A 16,922-nucleotide genomic window follows, 5' to 3' on the forward strand; every position below is an offset into this window, starting at 1 on the left:
GGCTCTGATCTTTAGTTGTTCTTAACATTGTATTTATAGGCCTTAACCAGATGCAGTTTATCATCCGCGACAAGAATCAGCTTCCCGTCACGGTCATAGTTGTAATAGGTGCAACGTTCGGCCGGATCTTGGATGCAAGAGACTCCGACATTCGGTATATATTCATAAGTAGTCATTTCCATATCATTCCGCTGATAAATGGAATATTGATAATAACTCGGAAGTCCTGCGTCGAACGGGCGGCTTAGAACACCGGGATATAGAATCGCAACGAAATCCTCGTAGGAACAATTCTCGATTTTCGCCACCGGATACAACCCGTTATATCCCCATACGATGCATGTCGGCCTGTTTGCCCGGTTACGAATCTCTATCGGGTAATTGTAATTATTGTATCGATAAGACGTGGCAGTAGTCAGCAGATGATCGAAATCGAATCCGCAAAATACATGAGCCGCAACTCCGGCCGGCGGGATTTTGGCCTTTTTCACACTGCCTACACAAATCAGGCTGCCGTTTTTCTGAAATTCATAACAGGTTCCGTCGGTCAATTTGTATTTCGACCGGCTCGGATTCACCGACTTATGAAAAGCTGACAAGGTTTTGACCGGGAACTGAATTATATTCCGGCTCTTCATCATCGTATGCACCGAATCGGTATCATCGGCAATATCGTTGAGGTACAGATTCTCCGAGATCGTCGAAGTTCCGAGTCCATAATCGGTCACACAGACACCGGTCTGCTGATTCAGATTATTATAGACATACTTTTTATGAATCGTCAACGAGTCCTGATTTTCAAAATACGTACAGGACCACTCGTCCACCAAACAATTGTCCAGATAGTTTTTCGAAACGTAAAGTTTGCTGATTGCATTTTTCACACAACTGCAATAAGGAGGCGTCGGCCCCTGAACCTTGTATTTATACCGCTCTACCGACCAGGGCTGCAACTGGTCTTTTGCATAACTTTCCTTACGCAGCAATTTTCCCCGGAGAGCATCCCTCGAATCGGGATCCATATAAGCCGCGTGCACCGACTTGTTATACTCCACCCCCTCATTGACCGTTCTCATTTCCGTCTGTTCGTCCGGAAACAAATCCCGGCATTCAGGATCCAAATAGCTGCTGAAATGATATTTCGTAACGGCTCCGTCACAGGTCGTTTCGCTGACATCGGAATAACAGATATAAGAAGCATCCTGCGTATGCGCATAAAAACCGTAAGATGCACGCGTGGCCGCCAGTTCATAAGTCGTCTTGCCCGAATTCGCATATTTATAAGCCACGATCTGGTAGTATTGCGGATAACGTAAAACAATCCCGGAACAGAGGCCCTGTTTTTCATACGTATAGGTCCGGACGGTCGAATCCGACGTAATGGGATGATCGACGATTTTACGGATCCTGACACCGCCTGCCGGCGAAGATTCGATATATTTCAAATATGGCAGGTTTTTACTGCTCAGGTCCCGGGTAAGAACAACAGAATACCGGTGTTGCTCATATTCAAATCGGGTATAGCCACCCGCAGGATACCTGATTTTCCGCAATGTTCCCATGAGGGCTCCCGAAAAATCGGGTTCTCGCACATCGTTGGTCACAGTCTGGACCAGATTCTCATCAAGGGATATTTGGGGCAAAAAATCATTGATTTCATAATTTCCGCGACCGTTGTAATACCCCCAATGATCGACAGACGTAGTTCCCTGATAGGGAAACGCTCCGTCCTCGCCGTTATATTCCATCGCATAATCGCCGTCTCCGGAAATGTAAATATTTTTCAGCATCAGAACGGGATTGCTCCGTGTATTCTGAGGATGTTTATAGAAGAGAGAGATTGTTTTCAGCGGCCGGTCGCGCAAGACATCCCGGATCAAAATACTGTCCAATTTCTTTACAACCCGTAACGAATCAATTTGCAGGGCATTGCTCAACCGCTGTGATTCGGCCCGCAATCTGTCGCTGTACATATTTTTAATAACCACTCCGCTATCTTCGACAACGATAGAATCGGGAACCACATAATTATTGCTATAGATGTTATGCGACGCATCCCGGACATCATTTAAGGATTTTTCGAAATCCCTCAGCCAAGAGGTGCTGCCCGACGGTTCTTCCCGGCTGTAATGGATCGTGCCCTGCGAAACCGACGGTTTGACACTCATCGCATAGGGAAACAGTTTGTATGTAAACCGGACTTTCCGGCCGTTAGGAGCCTCGATCGACACGAGAGACCAGGTGACAGGCGTATCCGACGACGACGGCATATCGTCACCGCCACCCCACGACCTCCTGAGAATTGTGCAGTAATCCTGATTTTCCATCCGGTCGAAATGGTATTTATACCCATCGCCGGTCACAATCGTAAAAAGGAAACTGTCTCCGTTCAGTTGTTCGACATCTACCCGGTACTCGCCGGCCGGTTGTGTCGTACCGTAGACAAACGCTTTCACACGAGAGGAACTCTGGCCTTTCTCCCGAACCCTGGCAAGGATGAATTTTCCGGAATGACCATTGAATTTGAAGGAAAAAACATCGGGTTCTGATTCGACATTCTTTTGCATGGAACCAGAGCTTTTCGGAATGACATAACAAAACGTTCCTGTCTCCCAATGAAGGTTATTCGGAAGGCGTTCGAATGGATTCCCGGTTAATGTATCCAGGGTATATTCCAATGATCCGAATACGCCGTTGCCGCCTCCGACGCCATCCGAATGCTGCCTTACCTCACGGGATATGCAGCCTCCGACATTCAGCGTCCAGCCCATTCCGACGGTTCCGGTCGTCGTATTGGGCATGAGCCCGGTCGTCGTATAATCGAGCGAGAGCGGGATTTCGAAGTCCCGGTCTTTGTAAGTATACAACGGAATGCTGAGGTGAAGTGTCCCGGTATACAAATCGGGAGCGGTATATCCTCCGTATTTCATAAAACTCCAGGCATCGGGAGCTATCGGAATTATCTCACGGCCATCCCAAGCCTGAGCATAACAAGGCGAGACTGCGGTCAGCAATCTGAACACACAGAATGTAGTTGCGATACGTAAAATCAGTAATGAGGTTTTCATTCTTGGAGGTTTTGAAGATTAAAATTCAAGTTCCCATAATTCCACCGAGTCGGAACATGGGCATGTACATGGAGATGAGGATTACGGCGACCAGAAGGCCGACGAGCATGATCAGGGCGGGTTCGAGCAGCGAGCCCATGCGGCAGATTCCGTATTCGAGTTCGTCGGTGAGGGCGTCGCCCTGGCGGCGGAGCATCTCTGCAAGGCGGTTGGTCTCCTCGCCGACACGGATCAGGGCCGTGAGTTTGCGGTCGTACAGCGCGGGGAAGCGCGCCACGCACGCCGAGAAGAGTTCGCCGTGCTCCAGGCCGCGGCAGATCGAGGCGAACGACTGCCGGTAGGGATAGAAGCCGATTACGTCGGAGAGCATCCCCACGCCCGTGAGCAGCGGAACCCCGGACGTGCAGAGCAGGTAGAGCAGTTTACAAAACTGCGCCTGGTGGTTTTTGCGGATAATCGCGCCCGCAACGGGCAGGCGCAGCATGAGTTCAGAAGTCCATCGTTGTACCTCCTTTCGGTTTCGGTTGGTGTATAGAATGATATATGCAGCACTCCCGGCAACCGCGATTGCGGCGGCATAAGCGGGAAACGATTTCGAGAGCGAGATGATCCAGCGCGTCAGGGCCGGCAGTTCGCCGCCCATGCGGGCGTAGACCTGCTCGAACATCGGGACGATCACGGCCAGCATAAAGGCCACGACCGCTACGGCCGTGCAGAGGATCACCAGCGGATAACTCACCGCCGAGGAGACCATCCGCCGCTGGGCGGTCCGCTTACGGTAATAGCCGCCGAGGAATTCGAGCGTTTCGGAGAGGCGCCCCGTCTGCTCGCCGATGCGCACCACGCCGCAGTCCAGGGGCCGGAACGCCCCGCTGCGCTCCATGGCCTGCCACAGGGCCGAGCCGCCCACCACCCCATCGTAAAGCCCCTTCAGAAGCCCTTTCATCCGCGCATCCCGCTCGCCCTCGATCAACAGTGCAAAGGCGTGCGAGAAATCCAGCCCTGCAGTCAGCAGGGCGTGCAGTTCGGCGTAGAATACCTCCCGCCGGGCATCCGTTATCTTATTCTTCGTAGTCATAGCCTTCTTCAATAATCGCCAGCGACCTCCTGTACTGCTCCGCCGGCGGAGGTTCCACCAGGAATCGAACCACGAACCCTTCCGCAAGAGCCACCTCCAGCGTATCGGGGTCGGTCCCGGAGAGCCGCAGCCCGGCAACGTCCGACAGCAGCGTATCCCGGAACTCCCCGGTGCGGTAAACCAGCGCCGAATCGCATAAAGCCAATACCGACTGCCTGCCGCTGCAAAAGACAGCCACCCCTTCGCGCCCAGTGCAGATGCTGTCGGCGCCCGCGGTCAATGCCTCCAACCGGAAATACCCGTCGCGGCGGCGTCCGTTCTCCAGCAACACCCCGGCGCGCCGGGTTTGCAGGCGGGTAAAAAGCGTCAGGCCGTCCATCACGGCAAGGAAGACGACACCCGCCACGAGCATCATCACCAGCGTCTCGACCAGTGTCGAGCCTCGCAGCGTATGGTTCAGTCCCGGCATTCGACCAGTTGCTTGAGGGTGATTCGTTTGCGGCTGCCGCCGATGCGCGCCGAGACCGTCACGATTTGCACATCCGAAAACCCGCGATAGGCTTCGACTAACACCGTGACCGCTCCCCAGTCGTAGGCCTCGGCATATTCGCCCGAGGGCCATAGCCCGGTGGCGTACTTGTCGAAAGCCCGTCCGGCACAGTAATCGGCCTCGGCCACGAGCAGCGCGTCGTCGTCGCGCACCGTCAGGCGCGGCAGCAGTTCCATGACCGCTGCAAAAACCGTCAGAAACAGCACGGCGGCGACGATCGCCTCCAGCAGCGACGCACCCCTCAGTCTGCGCATGCCGCCTCCTTTCTCCGCGCGGATGCGAGCCAGAGCGGCTGCGCCGTCACGGGATTTTCAAGCAATGTCACCCCGTAGAACATGTCTTTGTAGTAGCCCTGGGGCGAGAAATAAACAGCCTGCCGCAATACCGCCCGCCCCGCGACGATGCCCTGCACCTGGGCCACGCCGTCGACCCAGAGCAGTCCGCGGAGCCGCGCCGTGCGCGACTGGCGGTAAGAAGCCGTCACCTTTTTGCGGCGCACCGTATCGCGAACGACCGCATAACCGTTGACTTCGGCCCGGTCGCCGACCTCGGCATACTGCCCGGCATAGATTCCCGAAGGGTATTCCAGCACGGCACGCGCTTCGACGACGACCGTGTCGCGGGCGAACAACTGCGCCGCAATGCGCGCACCGCCGCCCACCGTGATCTTACGCGCCACGACGAGCAGGTGCTCCATGCGGCAGGTCGAGTCGATGCGCAGGCAGTCGGCGTAAAGCACGATGCGCCCCCGGAGCGAACAATCGCCGACCTCGGCGCTGCCGAGCCGGAAAACAGCGGCGGAATCGCGCAGGAAAGAGTGGAAAAGGCTGTCGGGAAGCGTATCCGGCGATAGTTCCGACCGGGTAAACAGCGCGGCAATGCGCCGCAGGACGGCCGGATCGGGCTGCGGCAGTCCGCCCTCGGCATGCAGGATGGCCGTGTGCGGCAACTGCGGCCCGCGGTAGAAATCGGAACCTACGCGCCCGTAGACCAGTCCGTTTTGAGGCAGGCGCAACGTCCCCTGCAAGCGGGTTTGCCCGGCAAGTGTCACCGCCGAACGGTTGTCGGCATAAAAAAGCGTATTCGGGGCATCGGGTTCTGCGCCGTACAGGCGGCAGACATGCAGCAGCGAATCGGCAGTCCGGACCCGCACGGCCTCGTACAATCCCCACGGCTGTGTCCGGACGAAGACCCGCGACCGCGACAGGGAGTCGTAGAGTCGGCAGCCTTCGGAAGCGACCAGCGAGGCATCGTCGGGATGCAACCGGTAAAGCGTATAGGCCGATTCGGCGTCGGCCCGGGCCTGGCGGAGCCGCTGGCTGCGGACGAAGAGCAGCGACTCCTGTTCCCACAGCATCATGAGGCCCAGCAGCGCCATCAGCATCACCACCGACACCACGACCGCCGTAGGCAGTACGTTCCCGCACAGATATGTGCCCGGGGGTTTCATGGCCCGCACCGTTTTACGCCGTACGTCACGCCGTCCTTACACAGATAAAGCGAATCCCCGTCGCAGGCCGTGAGCGCGAACCCTCCGGCCGAATCGCCGCGGGTCAGTTCATACTGGGTATCTCCGACCGTCAGGATATAGAGGGGACCGCCCGCCGAGGTAATGGTTCCCAGGTGGGCAATCTTCACCCGTTCACGCCTGGGAGCGGCGGCCTTCGGCGCCGGGAGGCTCCGCACCGCAGGACGCACGGCAGCCACATGCCGCGGCGCGCCTTTCAGGAACGGATCCGGATAGTCGAGCCGCAGCGAGTCGGCGGCGGGCGGCGCGGCAGAGACCTGCGCGGGCTTCGGACGGGCTGCCGGAACGGCATCGCCGGCGGGAGCGAAGATTTTCCACGCCACGACGCCCCAGACCGCCGCAACGGCCGCCAGCAGCAGGCAGGTCGTCCAGCGGGACTTCATGGCTCCGGGGTTTCGGTGTCCGCAGGGGCCGTAACGGTAAGTCTCCGGACCTCGGTACGGGTCCTGTAACCGCCGTTGAACCCCGTGACGGACCATTCGTATTCGCCGGCCGTGAGTTCCACGCGGCAGCCGTAACTGCGCGCGAGCGAATCGGCGTAGATCACCGTATCGGCCACGATGCGCCCGGCGGCAGCGAACGAGGGCTCGACCACCGTAAACTCATAGCCGACGGCATACTGTGCGGCCGCCCAGCGGAAGCCAACGCCTCCGGCGGCCACCGAAACCCGGTCCGAAGGAGCGGTGATCCGCACCTGCACGCCGGAAATATCCTCTTCGAGCACCTCGCAGCCGACGGCCAGCAGGGCAAATAAAAGGGGCAGCAGTTTGTTCATGGCATTATTTTTTAAGTACGATTTGCTGGATATAAAGCGTCAGCGTCAACCGGATTTTCCGCGTCCGCCGGTCCGGCACGGCCTGCCAGACGAGCGAACGCAGGCGGCAGGCGGGAAGCGTGCGTTCGAGCGTATCGACAACCCGCAGCAGGGAGGCGTAGTCGCCCGTCAGGGTCAGTTGCGCGGTATGCACCGCCACGCCGTCGTGTTCCGCCGTGACGAGCGGTTCATAGCCCGCGACCTGCACCGAGCGTTCCGCGGCGGCCCGGCGCACCGTGTCGAGCAGTCCGCCCGAGAGGACCAGTTCGCACTCCCCGGCTCCGACCGCCGCGGGCTGTGCGGTTTCGGGCGCGAGGGTTTCCAGCCGTGCGGCCATGTGCCGGCAGTCGCGCAGCGCCGCGCAGGTATCGCGCAGGGCGAAATGCCATGCAATCCACGGCAGGGCCACCGCCAGTCCGGCCAGCAGCACGATTCCACGGTATTTGTAGGGCAGCGTCATAAGGCAGTCTCGATGCGGAACGAGAGCCGGTCGCCGTCGCGTTCCTTTTCCACATTCATAAGCCGCACGCCGCGGCAGCAGGCCTCCTCCGAAAGCCGCCGCACGAATGCCGACACGTCGGAAGCCTCCGGAGCCGTTCCGCAGACGACGACCCGGCCTTCGAGCCGTTGCAGCGGTTTGCGGGCTTCGAAGCGTTTGGTAGGCGGTTCGACGGCCAACTGCGTCAGCACGACCCGTTCGGGAACCGCTCCGGCGACCCGGTCGCAGACGACGGCCCACGGCGCAGCCGGACGTTTCGAGAACTCCGCCAGCAATTCCCGCTGCCGGGCTCCCGCCGATGCGGCGTTCGAGGCCGTACGTTCCCGCGCCGTGATCTGCTGCTGCAACGCCTGCCGCCGGGCATTCAGCCGCGGGGAGAACACGGCATTCGCGGCCAGCACGCACAGGAACAGGCCCAGCACCGGAAGCGCCGCACGCCGCACCACGGCCTGTGCCGCCGCCGAAGACTCGGCGCCCGGACGCACGAGCGAGCGCCAGCGCAGGCCGGCATAAACCTGCCGGGCAAACTCTTCCGCCAGGGTTTCGAAACCGGCCCCGGCGTCCGCACAGAAAATGCGCACCGGAACGATGCCCTCCGCCGCGAGTTCTTCGGTCAGTGCGCCGAGCCGTTCCCGCCGGACAAAGGAGGTCCCGCCGCCGGCCGAGCTCCACAGGAAGGTCTCCGGATCGGCCTTGATACGGGCGGCGATCTGCGAACCGTCGGGTTTCGTTACGACCCCGTGGCCGCATACGACCACGGCCGCGAGCAGGCCCTTCGCCGCACTCCGTTCGGCCGGAGCCACGCCGCCCGTCCGCCACAGGAAAACCTCCGTGCGGCAGTTCCCGTCGGCGGCAAAGTCCGCCCGGACAAAGGCAATGCGGTTCAGGATGCGGGAAAGCAGTTTCATTCGATAACCGTAGGTTTGATAAAAACGTTGAGCGTACGTTCGACCTTGTTGCGTTTCTCCTTGCCGAAGAACCACTTGATGACCGGGACACGCGCCAGGAACGGGATGCCCCGCGAGGACTTTTCCATCGAATTACGGTCCAGGCCGCCCAGCAGGACCATCTCCTCGTTCTGGACCTTGACGATCGACTTGAAACTGCGCGTGGCGGTTCCCGGAGGGGCGTTCTCCTGCTCGCGGCCCGTAAACTCGGTCTGCTCGAACTCGATTTCCAGCGTGATCTGACGGTCGGTCGAAACGTAAGGCGTGACTTTGATCGACAGGTTCGCATCGACCGATTTCCACTGGTACGATTCCGACGAAATGGGGTTTTGGGTCCCGTAATAGTTATTCTGCACCTCCTTGTAGTACTGCGTCTCGCCGCTGGTGAGCGTCGCCTCGTGGCCGTTGAGCGTCGAGAGTTTGGGCGTGGATTGCAGGCGGATCGTGCCGTTCTCTTCGAGGGCCTGCAGGCTCAGGTAGAAATTCGGCGTCACACGCCCCAGGTTCACCGTTCCCTGCATGCGTTGCAGCAGGTTGTTGACGGCTCCCGCGCTGTACATCATATCGACGCCCGGCCCCAGCGTCCCCGAAGTCTGCGCGGGCGACTTGCCTACCCCGCCGCCGATGCCGATCTCCCGGATATTGCTTTTCGTGATGTCGGCGATGATAATCTCCATCGTGATCAGCGGCACGGGTTTGTCCACCGACCGAAGAAACGTCTCGACACGCACCACGTCCCTCCGGTCGCCCGAGAGGACCAGGCTGTTCAGGTCCGGAAAGGTTTTCAGTTCGACCCCTTGTTTCAGGGCCGCAGGGATGATCTCCTCGACCTTCGAAACAGCCCGGAAAGCCAGCGGAACGATCGTCGCGGAGGAGAGCCCGTCGCCCTGCGAGGCCCCGAAAACCCAGATGCCCCGCTCGCAGTAGTAGGAATACTGCGAACCCTTGAGCAGCACGGCCAGCAGCGTCTCGAAATCCGTGTCGTCGACCCAGATGCCCGTGGTCAGGCTCACGGGGGACTTGAAGTAATAGTTCAGCTCCAACTGCTCGCAGAGGTCGAGAATAATATCCTGCACATTGCCCCGCGCGATATGCGCCGTGATGCGCCCGAGCGAGTCGGCCAGCAGTTCGTTCTGCGAGAACTGCCGCCGCCGCGTATACGACGGCCCCGCGCCGCCGCCCTCCTGCGGTGCGGCCTGCTCGCGGTAAAGGGTCCACACCTCCTGCGCATCCTTCTCGGCTGTAAGGCCGTTGACCGAGGCCAGCGTATGAAGGGCCCCGTCGAAAGGCATGGCCCGCACATAACCCGAGACCTTGTAATCGTACAAAGGCTGCGGAACGATGATGTTGCGGCCCGAGAAAGTCGTGATCTTCTTCGCCACGTCGATCAGCCGCTCACCCCGCAGGTCGTAGAACAGCGTCGTGTCGGCGGCATTGTAAAAGACATCCGGATCGGGCTGCGGAGCGGGAACAGGCGCGGCGGGAAAGACCGAGAGGATATTACCCGTGGTCTCCACGTCGAGCCGGTACTCGCGGCAGAGGAACCGCACGAGGTCGTCGACACGCGCCCGGGTGAAGTTGCACGAAACGGGCACGTTCTCGACGCTCCGCACCGAGAGGTTTACGCCGCTCGCGCGCGCGATATTGCGCAGCAGTTCCGCAAGGGGCAGACGCCCCGCCGTAACATCGACCGTACGGGCGAAGGTCGAATCACGGTCGACCAGCGTTTCCAGCGTGCGGTCGACCGCCGCAAAGCGGGCCGTGTCGCCCTGGGCGGCGCAATAGGCGGGAAACAGCAGGAGAAGCAGGTAAAAGTATTTCATAGGCTAGTAGTTCAGCAGGGGAATCAGTTCGTCGAGCGAGGTTTCACCCCGCAGAAAAAGGTCTACAACGGCGTCTTTCAAAGACGGGATACCGCGCGCGGCAAGCAGCGGAGCCACGTCGGAGAGTCCGTCGCGCGCCGCAGCCGAGAGGCTGTCGTCCATCGGGATCACTTCATACACGGCGCGCCGGCCGCTGTAACCCGTATAGAAGCATCGTTCGCAGCCCACGGCCTCGAAGTGCATCCCGGCGTCGGGAACCAGCCGCCGCACCTCGTCCGTCGCCGCAGTCTCCCGTTTGCAATGCGGGCACAAGAGGCGCACCAGGCGCTGCGCGACGGTCATAACCAGCGTATTGGCCACCAGGTAGGGATGCACGCCCATGTCCGACAGGCGCGCCACGGCGCCCCATGCCGTATTGGTGTGGATGGTCGAAAACAGCAGGTGACCCGTCAGCGACGAGCGCACGGCCATCTGCGCCGTATCGCCGTCGCGGATCTCACCCAGCATGATGATGTCGGGATCCTGGCGCAGGAACGTGCGCAGCGCGCTGCCGAACGTCAGCCCGATCTCCTCCTTCAACTGCGTCTGGTTGACCCCTTCGAGCGTATACTCGATCGGGTCCTCGATGGTGAGGATATTCTCCGAAACGGCATTCAGCCGCCGCAGTGTGGCGTAGAGCGTCGTACTCTTGCCCGAGCCCGTCGGTCCGCAGATCAGCACCATGCCGAACGGGCGCGCGATGGAGCGGCAGTAATCGTCGTACTGCCGCGGCGAGAAACCCAGGTTTTTCAGTTCCAGCAGTTCGACATGGCGTGTCAGCAGGCGCAGCACGACTTTCTCGCCGTAGATTGTCGGAAGCGTCGAAACGCGCACGTCGAACTTGCTGCCGTCGCGGTCGTAGAGAATACGCCCGTCCTGCGGAAGACGCTTCTCGGAGATGTCCAGGTTCGCGAGGATTTTGATCTGGTTCACGAGCGGCGTGTACTGCGTCCGTTCGACGACGTAGCGTTCCGTGAGTTTGCCGTCGATGCGAAGGCGTACCCGGCAGCGCTCCTCGTAGGGTTCGAGGTGGATGTCGCTGGCATAATCGCGCAGCGCCTCGCCGATGAGCGACATCAGGAAGCCCTGCCCCGACGAAATGTCCGTCAGGCGGTTGCCCGCCGGGGTTTTAGGCCCCGTATCCGGGCGGTAGTATTGCAGCAGGAGCCGCTGCAAAAGCTCGTCGGCGACCGGCTCGATCGTGACATGCCAGCCGTAGAGCACCTCCAGTTCGGCGCAGGCATCCCCGTAATCCCGGCCCGCGGCTCCATAGCAGCAGATATCCGCACCCTGACGCCGAACCGGAACAAGGCGGTATTCGCCCGCTTCGGAAGCGCTCAGAAGCTGGATGACCTCCGTGGGGATCGGGTGCGTCAGTTCCATAATCCGAACGTTTTACAAAGGACAAAAGCCGCAAGTACGAGGGCAAGGATTCCCGCAAACGGAAGCGTCGCAGGGCGTTTCACGCACCACCACGCCAGTGCCGCCAAGCATCCCGCAAGCAGAAAACGCACATAGCCCGCAGGGCTGAAAAGCGGCGTCGCGGAGAACATCATCGCCACATCGCCCGCACCGAAACTACGGCGAAAGAACGTTCCGAAGGATTTGCCGCGCAACAGATGCCAGCCCGCCAAAGCTGCGCAGAGAACCGACAGCAGGACCGTATTCAGGACCGTGCCGAGCAGCGCCGCATCGAAGCCCTGCACCCGCCACGACACGCCGAAACTCCCGACTCCGAGCACCGCAAGCCACACGACGGCGACACGGCGCAGCCGGAAATCGTCGTATGCCAGCGGCGCGGCGGGAACCAGCAACAGCAGATAAGACCAGGAAAACGGTAGCATGGGCTCAGTCTTTGACGGTTTCTTTCAACTCCTTGTCCTGGTTGATCTCCCAAACGTTATACGTCCCGTCGCCGTCGAAATCGACAACTGCCGTAGCCGTAGCCCGGAAACCATGCTCCGTAGCCTCCACGATCTCGATCAGATAGTTAGCCTGACCGCCGTCCGTGACCAGCTTCGACTGTTCGAAACCCAACTCGTCCAGCGACAGCGAGTAGCGCGAATAGGTGTAGAAATTACTCTTCTGGAGCGTATGCAGGTAGGTCAACTGCTGCTGCGCCTCCGTGGCCTTAGCCCGCGATATCAACGGCATCAGATTCGGCAAAGCGATCAGAACCAAAATGCCGATAATAACCAGAACGACCAGCAACTCAGGCAAAGAAAAAGCGCGAAGCCGTTTTAATCCGGCATAGGGAAATTTTCTCATAAACAATATTTTAGCACAAAATGAAAGCAAACGTTAAGGTATTTTTGCAAGGGAAGCCATATCTTCGACCTTTGCTTTTTTACAGAATTTACGGATACGCGAATAGCGGACGTAGATCGAATTGTAGTTGGTCATCCCGTACATGACGCTCAGTTCCTGCGGCGTAAACCCTTTATTGATCAGAATGCACAGCAGTACATCCTGATTCTTGACCGCCTGGCTGTTCGTCCGGACAGCTTCGAGCTGGCGCTGCTCGGTATAGTTGCAGATAACATCGCAGCACTCCAGGTGACCGATGCTCACCTCTTCCTGGAACTTCTTCAGGAAAAGGGCCGGATTAGGCCCATAGACATAAGCCAGCCTGAGCAAACGGCGCAGCAACTGCATGCGCTGTCTGGCAAGGTGGCTGCTCCGACGATAATGTCTCACGCGCCCGATTATGTACCGACAGGACATAACAAGGGCCGTTGCCGTAATCAGTACGGCAATAATGCACAGCAAAATCATGGCAGGAAAGTAAAATGGAGACGCGACGCGGCGGAACAGGCCACACCCCCGGGTCCGGATTTTATTCGATCATAACGTCACCGTAAGTCCAACAGGCCGCTCCGGGGATCGGAATACCGCAGGCCCCGGCATCGGGGTTCGCAGCATCGCGGCATGCGGCGCATCCGGACATATCCGCAATGGGAATCGTTAATTCGTCCGGAGAAACAGCCTCGTTAACAATAGAGACGGTCGCGGCTGAAAGCGCGGAACGAGTCGGCTCCGAATTGGAAGGAAGGACGGCTTCTTTAATCTGAACGTCCTGGCGCGTTCGGTCCGAGACACTCCGACCGAAAACGCCGGCCAACGCAGAACACGAAAAGCCCAAAGCCAGAAGGAGGAGAAGTTTTTTCATAAAAGAGCGGGTTAGTTTGGTGGTATTACAAAGTTATATACAAACAACTCCTTTCAGTACGCATCCGGGCTTAAAAATCATATAAGCCCTACGTACATAATACATTGATAATCAGCAACATAAAAACACCCAAATATAACCCCGGTCCCGGCGGAACAAAGACAATCTCGCGAACGACTGACAATCAGCATTTTAAGATTCAATCCGGCCGGCCGCCGCTATAACGCCGATCTTCTTTCAGCCGTTCGACCTGTTCCGATAAAAAATCCTCAAGACGGCAGCCGGACGACAAACCCAGTTTCTTGTGCAGTTTGGTCCGGCGGGAATAAAGGCTGTACACATTCTCGTGCTGGTAGAGCAAACGGATGCAATTGAACGGAAACTTCAACTGCAGCAGACACAACAGGTCCAGTTCATAGCCGGTCAGCTCCGGATAGGTTTTGCGCAGGTGGTCGATCAGTCCGTAATACTGTTTGTTGACGATGAACTGCCAATCGGCAAACAGCGACTTATCATTCCCGATCGATTTTGCATATTTCTTAAATTCGTTGATCAGGTTCCGGGAACTGCTCGTCCCATAGCCTTTATCCAGTAAATGCTGGAATTGCGTCAGCAGCCGGCCGAGCACCCCCAGCAGGTTCGCCTCTTCGGCCGACGTGCGGTCCAATTCCCCGGCGAGTTGCAGACAGCGGTTCCTGAACGCATCGTAATCCTCGTTCAGGGTCTCGACAAACTGCCGGTATCGACGACCTCGCCGGACATGTATTGCGACAAAAACCGCCAGGCATAAAACAAGAATAGCACCCCAAATGATACTCGCGGACCGGGTTCTGCGCCGGAGTAATTTATCGGCGCCGGCAAATTCCCGGTTGCGGTATCGCTGTTCCGCCTCCTGAACGAGCTGCTCCCGTTCGCAACTCACGACCGAGTCGAACAAATCGTAATAGGCGTGCCAATACTCCGTCGCCGTCCGGTAATTGCCCGAAGATTCTTCGATACGGCACATCTGCAAAATCATACCGCATCGTTTATTGCCGGACACGGAACTGTCCGCCAGCGCCGACATCCCATAATGACGGGCCGAATCCAGTTTCTTTTCCCGCAGGCAGATCGCTGCCCACATCGGATAATCGGCACAAGGGATGCGGTCGAATCCGGAAACCGAATAGGCCCGGCACAAAAGCCGCCTGAGGGAATCCGGGGCAACATCGTTCCTGTCCAGCATTTCACGGACGATATCCCGGGTCATTTCCGACGCCCGCATGCTGTCGCCCATCCGCTCGAACAGATTCCGGGCCCGCAGATAACCTCCGACAGCCTCCGCAGAACGCGCCGTCAGCGAATGGATCTCCGCCCTGTTCATCGCCGCATAGGCCATATTGAGCGTGTCGCACAGGGCCTGATAATACGTTTCGGCATTCCCGAACATGATTCCGGCGTCTTCAAAACGATGCTGGTCACAATACATATTCCCCAGGCAATTGCATATCCGCGCCAGAAGGCAGGTATCCTTCGTTCCGGCCGCATGGGTTTCAGCAGCCAGCATTGCCTGGACAGCCCCGTCGATATTCCCGGTATTATAACGAATAGATCCCAGGTAATAGTTCGTATATGCACGATCCTCCGCCCGGCCATGCCGGGAGTAATAGGCGACAGCAGGAGCTATGACCGAATCGCTCCGCAGATCAACACGACTATTATCCAGCGCCTGGGAGTAAAGCAGGGCATAACGCGCCCGGAGCGCCCGGCGGCGGAGCTTTTTCGGATCGAGGGTCTTCAAAACCAGCAATGCGCTGTCCGGGTGTAAATCTATCCGGGAGTGTGCATCCCGAAAAATCTCACGGATCGGGATCGACGATTGGCACGCAATTTGGATAATCGCAGCCACAAGAACAAAAGAGGCGGTCGTTCTTTTCATACGCTGATTTAAAAAACAGCACGACCACAACTATGTTCAATCTTCTGAAGGTATCTCACCACCTTATATAGTTGAACAGAGGCAGGCCGTGCTGTACCAATACACGGTCTCCACCTGTTCATTCTCCTATATAATATATTGATTGTGAGATTTTCAGAAGAAAGAATAAACAGCGTAAAGCTAGCTTAAATATTTACTATAAATTCGTTTCTCTGCTCAGGAAAATTGATATTTTTTTCAGCGTACAAAGATATATAAATTCGAGAAAAAAAGAAACCCGGAACATTGGTTTCGGGTTTCTTTTTACAACCTTCTATACAAAAACGGATCGGCTGCCCTCTGTAAATATACTTCATAGAAAAAAGGCATAGTCCAACGCCGGTATCGAACCAATTACCTGAATGTCCGATTATTCGGGTCTGATTATTCTTAGTATTTCACGTTTCTCCTTGGCATGTTCCGCTTTCTTCGCATCATTCACACCGGAAACATAAAACATCAATCCGATGACAGTCCCAATAGAAACAGCGACATAAATAAACATCCTCGTCCTGTTCCTCAATCGTTTTTTCTCGGGAAGCGCATTGTGTCTTTCCGCAATACTGTCGAGTCGCCGTTCATAAAAGATCACATTGAATATTATCAAACAGGCTAAGATACCAACATCCACCCACTTAGAATAAGTAATATTCAAATGGAAGATCACGATTATCGATCGCCATATTACCTCAAAATTACAAAACTGGAAAAATGCTAAATATACACCGGGAGGCCCTTCAGCAGGGCCCCTCCCGGAAAGAAATTTATATTTTATAGTGTATATGTAGATCCAAATATACACGGACTCAAAAAATGAGAGTTTCGGATATTGAGAATTTTTCATATTACATATACTATATAAACCTCCATTGCCTGTTGCCTAGTTTATATTCAAAGATACGAATAATTTACGATACGAACATCGAGGCGATTAAGTTGATCGCCTCGATGCATTAATACCGAATTCTGCTGTAAATTAACAGGAAGCGAAACTTTACAATGATTCGATCCATTCGAATAAAGGCGAATCAAAGCCCATAATATAATAGCGGATATAATCGGAAGATATGGACATAAAGCCATAAATCACAAGTAAATGAACAATATTCAGCACTTTATAGATTTTCTTTTTCTTAGGTTCCATATTCGCTACTTCATCATATATCTTGGAATGCTTGCCCGTAACACCCAAATAAATCGCAATTGCCAATGGAATAATAAGAGGCAAAATCTTTCCCCATAACGTAAAATTGCAGTCCAGCAATTCCGGCTTCCATAATATTCCCAATAAGCTATATATGTCAAAAATAAGCGTATCAATAGCCATCCCGACAAATATAGCACCCCCGACATAGTAGGTTTCGCCTACATTCCAGAGATTATCGTATTTTTTGACATAATACGAAACACCGTAAAAGAGATATTTATATAGCATTAGCATAAACTTAAA

Annotated in this window: 17 protein-coding genes; all 17 read right to left on the reverse strand. The window is 56.6% G+C overall.

What is annotated here, in order from left to right; all coding sequences use genetic code 11:
* Positions 1-11 precede the first annotated feature (11 nt).
* The 17 genes from KG007_RS08735 to KG007_RS08815 all read right to left on the reverse strand — a co-directional run bounded on the left by KG007_RS08735 (position 12) and on the right by KG007_RS08815 (position 16,913).
* Positions 12-3,068 (reverse strand): hypothetical protein, encoded by a 3,057-nt coding sequence (locus tag KG007_RS08735; protein ID WP_213348222.1) that lies wholly within the window; start codon positions 3,066-3,068, stop codon positions 12-14.
* Positions 3,069-3,093: 25 nt separating this feature from the next.
* Complete coding sequence (locus tag KG007_RS08740) at positions 3,094-4,146, reverse strand: type II secretion system F family protein (protein WP_213348224.1); 1,053 nt, start codon at positions 4,144-4,146, stop codon at positions 3,094-3,096.
* Entirely contained in the window at positions 4,130-4,615 is a 486-nt protein-coding gene (locus KG007_RS08745; RefSeq protein ID WP_213348227.1) for a hypothetical protein, read from the reverse strand. Before KG007_RS08745 ends, KG007_RS08740 begins: the two co-directional genes overlap by 17 nt.
* A complete protein-coding gene (locus KG007_RS08750; RefSeq protein ID WP_213348229.1) occupies positions 4,603-4,950 on the reverse strand; it encodes a hypothetical protein in 348 nt (115 codons plus the stop codon). Before KG007_RS08750 ends, KG007_RS08745 begins: the two co-directional genes overlap by 13 nt.
* Positions 4,938-6,146 carry a hypothetical protein gene (locus KG007_RS08755; RefSeq protein WP_213348230.1) on the reverse strand — a complete coding sequence of 403 codons (1,209 nt, stop codon included), beginning with the start codon at positions 6,144-6,146 and terminating at the stop codon, positions 4,938-4,940. The genes KG007_RS08750 and KG007_RS08755 overlap by 13 nt, the downstream gene beginning before the upstream one ends.
* Positions 6,143-6,607: a hypothetical protein gene (locus KG007_RS08760; protein WP_213348232.1), complete on the reverse strand. Its 465-nt coding sequence runs from the start codon at positions 6,605-6,607 to the stop codon at positions 6,143-6,145. The genes KG007_RS08755 and KG007_RS08760 overlap by 4 nt, the downstream gene beginning before the upstream one ends.
* A complete protein-coding gene (locus KG007_RS08765; RefSeq protein WP_213348234.1) occupies positions 6,604-6,999 on the reverse strand; it encodes a hypothetical protein in 396 nt (131 codons plus the stop codon). The genes KG007_RS08760 and KG007_RS08765 overlap by 4 nt, the downstream gene beginning before the upstream one ends.
* 4 nt (positions 7,000-7,003) lie before the next feature.
* Positions 7,004-7,498: a hypothetical protein gene (locus KG007_RS08770; RefSeq protein WP_213348236.1), complete on the reverse strand. Its 495-nt coding sequence runs from the start codon at positions 7,496-7,498 to the stop codon at positions 7,004-7,006.
* A complete protein-coding gene (locus KG007_RS08775) occupies positions 7,495-8,445 on the reverse strand; it encodes a hypothetical protein (protein ID WP_213348238.1) in 951 nt (316 codons plus the stop codon). The genes KG007_RS08770 and KG007_RS08775 overlap by 4 nt, the downstream gene beginning before the upstream one ends.
* The gene (locus KG007_RS08780; protein ID WP_213348240.1) at positions 8,442-10,307 is read right to left on the reverse strand and encodes a type II secretion system protein GspD; all 1,866 of its coding nucleotides are present in this window, start codon (positions 10,305-10,307) and stop codon (positions 8,442-8,444) included. Before KG007_RS08780 ends, KG007_RS08775 begins: the two co-directional genes overlap by 4 nt.
* Positions 10,308-10,310: 3 nt before the next feature.
* Positions 10,311-11,729, reverse strand: a complete 1,419-nt coding sequence (locus KG007_RS08785; RefSeq protein WP_213348242.1) for a GspE/PulE family protein — start codon at positions 11,727-11,729, stop codon at positions 10,311-10,313.
* On the reverse strand, positions 11,720-12,190 hold the full coding sequence (locus KG007_RS08790; RefSeq protein WP_213348244.1) for a hypothetical protein: 471 nt from the start codon (positions 12,188-12,190) through the stop codon (positions 11,720-11,722). The genes KG007_RS08785 and KG007_RS08790 overlap by 10 nt, the downstream gene beginning before the upstream one ends.
* 4 nt (positions 12,191-12,194) lie before the next feature.
* On the reverse strand, positions 12,195-12,614 hold the full coding sequence (locus KG007_RS08795) for a type IV pilin protein (RefSeq protein WP_213348246.1): 420 nt from the start codon (positions 12,612-12,614) through the stop codon (positions 12,195-12,197).
* 33 nt (positions 12,615-12,647) lie between these two features.
* Entirely contained in the window at positions 12,648-13,043 is a 396-nt protein-coding gene (locus KG007_RS08800; protein WP_195462049.1) for a hypothetical protein, read from the reverse strand.
* A gap of 139 nt (positions 13,044-13,182) precedes the next feature.
* A complete protein-coding gene (locus tag KG007_RS08805; protein ID WP_213348248.1) occupies positions 13,183-13,515 on the reverse strand; it encodes a hypothetical protein in 333 nt (110 codons plus the stop codon).
* Between the two features lie 199 nt (positions 13,516-13,714).
* Positions 13,715-15,463 carry a hypothetical protein gene (locus tag KG007_RS08810; RefSeq protein ID WP_213348250.1) on the reverse strand — a complete coding sequence of 583 codons (1,749 nt, stop codon included), beginning with the start codon at positions 15,461-15,463 and terminating at the stop codon, positions 13,715-13,717.
* 1,003 nt (positions 15,464-16,466) lie between these two features.
* Complete coding sequence (locus KG007_RS08815; protein WP_195462045.1) at positions 16,467-16,913, reverse strand: hypothetical protein; 447 nt, start codon at positions 16,911-16,913, stop codon at positions 16,467-16,469.
* Between the last annotated feature and the right edge of the window lie 9 nt (positions 16,914-16,922).

Source organism: Alistipes montrealensis (genome assembly GCF_018362775.1).
GTDB classification, from domain to species: Bacteria; Bacteroidota; Bacteroidia; order Bacteroidales; family Rikenellaceae; genus Alistipes; species Alistipes montrealensis.